Source organism: Acidisphaera rubrifaciens HS-AP3 (assembly GCF_000964365.1).
Taxonomy (GTDB): Bacteria; Pseudomonadota; Alphaproteobacteria; order Acetobacterales; family Acetobacteraceae; genus Acidisphaera; species Acidisphaera rubrifaciens.
Map to the genome: position 1 here is coordinate 1 of NZ_BANB01000629.1, position 2,718 is coordinate 2,718.

At 72.7% G+C, this 2,718-nt stretch carries 3 protein-coding genes; all 3 read right to left on the bottom strand.

All coding sequences use genetic code 11. The features are described 5' to 3' along the window. The coding region (locus B8460_RS15585; protein WP_148360642.1) for a DUF447 domain-containing protein at positions 1-601 on the bottom strand (601 nt) is incomplete at its 3' end. Beyond that, positions 585-2,054 (bottom strand): DUF6513 domain-containing protein, encoded by a 1,470-nt coding sequence (locus B8460_RS15590; RefSeq protein WP_048862532.1) that lies wholly within the window; start codon positions 2,052-2,054, stop codon positions 585-587. The genes B8460_RS15585 and B8460_RS15590, both read right to left, overlap by 17 nt. A 10-nt stretch (positions 2,055-2,064) precedes the next feature. Continuing rightward, positions 2,065-2,613: a flavoprotein gene (locus B8460_RS15595; protein WP_048862533.1), complete on the bottom strand. Its 549-nt coding sequence runs from the start codon at positions 2,611-2,613 to the stop codon at positions 2,065-2,067. Positions 2,614-2,718: the final 105 nt, after the last annotated feature.

Sequence of the window (2,718 nt, forward strand, 5' to 3'; positions counted from 1 at the left end):
CCTGCGCCCCGGCGGCGGCGGTGGCGCTGCTGGCCGTCCTGCCCGCGTCATAGGCGGCGACCGCCTCCTCCAGCCACGACCAGGCGATGCGTTCGGCGTCGCCGGCCGTCTTGCCGATGGCGATGCGCAGATAATCCATCTCGCGCGCGACCTTGTCCGGCGACAGCATGGACAGGCGGCTGACCAGGATCGCGCCCTCGATCACCGCCGCCTGGGCGCGGTTGTAGCCCTCGAACGCCGCGTGCTGCTCGCGCCGGACGATGCGGCAGACATAGCGCGGGCGTTGCGGGTCCGGCTCGATCCGCTCCACCACCATCTCGTCATGGGTGATCGCGGCCAGCAGGCGCGGCGGCAGGACGTGCGAGCAGGCGAGCACCGGCCAGGTGCGCCGTCCGGTGAGGCAGCCGGCGAAGACGCGCACGTCGCCGACATGGTTGGCGACCGCCTGCGGCACCGCGCGGAGGTTGTCCGACGTGGTGGAGGGCGCGAAGGGGGCGGCGATCCACCGCCCCTCCTCCGCCGCGATCAGGCCGATGGGCGCCATGTGGACGACGCCAGCGGCGGAGATCGTGGTCAGGATGGTCTCACGTATCATCGGCATCGGCAGGCCCGGTTCCCTCTGGGTTTCGTTCCTCCGGTTGGCGTCCCTCTGGCTGGCGTCCCTCTGGCTGGCGTCCGCGCAGCGTGTGGCCGGCATCGGCGAGGCGGGTGCGGGCGCCGGCCGGGCGGGGTGCGGCGACGCCGAAATCGAGCGGCTCGTCCTGCACGTAGCGCTTGCCGAGCCGCCAGGCTATTTCCGCCCGCGCGAGTTCGGCGCCGAGATAGAACGCGTGCGCCCCGTCCTGCGCGACGTCGAGGGCGGGATAGAAGGCAAACGCATCGTCCCCGACCCGGTGCATGCGCGCATTGTAGACATGAATGCCGTCCTCGGTGGCAACAATGCGGAAATTGCCGTCGCGCGTGGCAGCGGCGTCGCGCGCCACCTCCTCCGCCGTCGTGGTCCAGGGGCGGCGGTCGTGGATTTGCAGCAGCCCCTCGTCATAGAGGCGCGGCAGGGCGGCATCCTCGCGGGCGGCGTACAGGATGCGGCGCGCGCGGTCGTGTTCGGCGACCGTGCGGCGGGTGTGCGGGCTGACCTGCACGATCAGCACGTTGCGGATCGCAAGCTCGCTGCAGATGCCGAGCAGGAGGGCGGTGACGCCGCTGCTGTCGGCGTCGGTCAGTTCGGTCAGGTTGCCGGTGCCCATCAGCATCGCCGCGTCCGGCAGCCGCGCGCGCAGCGCGGCGTAGCGCAGGATCGAGGCGGTGAAGCCGAAATGGATCGTATCGAGGATCGGGTCGAGCAGGCAGGCCCGCCCCGCCGCCCCGCACCGCTCCGCCGCGCGCACGAGACTGTCGAGATCGCCCTGTGACGCCGGGATCAGCACCGGGACGCAGGCGGTGCCGTCCACCGCATCCAGCGTCGCCTCCGTCAGGCTGAGCACATGGTCGGCGCCGGCGAGCGCCGCGCGGCGGAGTTCGTCCGCATCGCCGCTGTCCACGCTGACCGCCATCCCCTCGGCCTTCAGCAGCCGCACCGCGTCCTCCAGCCCCGGCCAGGACTGGCCGGGCTGGCAGCCGAGGTCGATCACGTCCGCCCCGTCCGCCCGGTGGGCGCGGGCGCGGGCGAGCAGCGCGTCGGGCGACAGGCGGGACGCCTCCACGATCTCGGCGAAGATGCGTATGTCATGGCGCGAGAGGTCGGCGCGGCGGGCGCCGATGCCGAAATGGCGCGGCAGGTCGGCGACCTCGTCCGGCCCGTGCTCGAACGTCACGCCGTACTCGGCCGACAGGCGCGCGACATCGACGCCGGCGCGGCCGGGCAGCACGACGCGGTCGGCGGCGAGCGGCGGTGGCAGACGGCGGCGGATGATCGCCTCCGTCATCAGGGCGGCGACCTTGACGCCGATATCGGCGATCTCCCAGGCGAAGGGCGTGTTGCCCATGCCCTCCAGCACGCGGCGCAGGCGGGGTTCGGCCAGATGGCCGGTCAGGAACAGGATGCGTTCGGCCATGAAGCCGCGTTCAGGCGGCAAGCGCCCGGCGGCGCGCCTCGATCGCATCGCGCAGGGCGGGCAGCGTCTCCACCACGTCGGTCGCCTCGAAGTCGCGCAGCCGGGCGGTGTTTTCCAGGTCGATGCGGCGCGGATAGACGCGGACCATGCCCTCCGGCGCCTCCGTCTCCATCTCCGGCGCGGTGTCGCAGGCGAAGACGATGCTTGGCACGCGGCACTTGCCGGCCTGCGCGAAGACGTTGGTGGCCAGCGTGTCGGAGATGCCGAAGACGCATTTCGCGACCGTGTTGGACGTGGCCGGGGCGACGATCAGCGTGTGATAGACGCCGTGGTAGAAATTGCCGACCGGCGGCGAGGACGCGGCGGTGTCGCGATAGAGGCGCGCGCCGGGCGGCAGGTCGAGGCGGGTGCGGTACTGGCGCACGACCTCGTCCGCCGCGCGGCTGACGAACAGGTCCACGTGATCGAGGGCGCGGATCAGGTCGAGGCATTCGGTGAAGAAATGCCCCGAGCCGGTCAGCGCCCAGCCCCAGCGCGGGACGACGTGCGGCTCAGACATGGGCGGGCTCCGGCGTCAGCAGGCGCCCGGGCCAATGGGCCAGCGGACGGGCGAGCGGGTCGGGCGGCGCGTCGGGGCCGGCGATCAGCACGCGCCCGGCGAAGC